Source organism: Bartonella sp. AP57NXGY, from assembly GCF_042195805.1.
Lineage (GTDB): Bacteria > Pseudomonadota > Alphaproteobacteria > Rhizobiales > Rhizobiaceae > Bartonella.
Genome location: NZ_JBHIOZ010000612.1, coordinates 1 through 604, shown reverse-complemented (window position 1 = coordinate 604; position 604 = coordinate 1). Strand labels below are relative to the sequence as shown.

At 44.9% G+C, this 604-nt stretch carries 1 protein-coding gene; it reads left to right on the top strand.

The window, feature by feature from the left end:
* Positions 1 to 604 (top strand): hypothetical protein (locus ACFIL8_RS12310; protein ID WP_375690055.1); only part of this gene is annotated, 604 nt, incomplete at both ends.

Below are 604 nucleotides of genomic sequence, written 5' to 3'. Positions count from 1 at the left end.
CGCACTTATGATGCTGTTTACGGCACGATTGAAGCTGGTGGCACGCTTGATGCCAAGTTGACAGGCTATATTGACAATCATGCGGTGCGTGAGGGGGTTGAGCAAGTTGGCTTAAGCTCTGGCGATAAAGGGTTGGCTGGTGTTAAAAACACCGATTTTGACGGTTCCAAACCACTGATTAGTGATGATCGATTGGACGGTATTATCAATGGTTTGAAAGGGCACAAAGGGCTTTTTGCACCAAGCACAAAAACACCCGCACCAGAATCCATACAAGTGCCAACGCAAGATGGGCTTAACTCTGTTAAGACAGAATTGGACCAGACCCAAACACCGGATGTGCCATTTTTAGTCGAGACGCGACAGGACTTTATCAACCCAAGTAAATTTTTGGGATCGGACTATTACTTAAAAAAGATTGGCAATTATAAGCCTGAGAACGTGTTTAAAAGATTAGGGGATGCTTATTTTGAATATCGTCTGGTGGGTGAGCAAATCTTTGAGCTGACAGGTAATCGCACTCTTCTTGATGTTGAAGATCCCAATGCTCAAATGCAAAGGCTCTATGACAATGCTGTGGAGCAGCAAGATCCCTTGGGGTTAG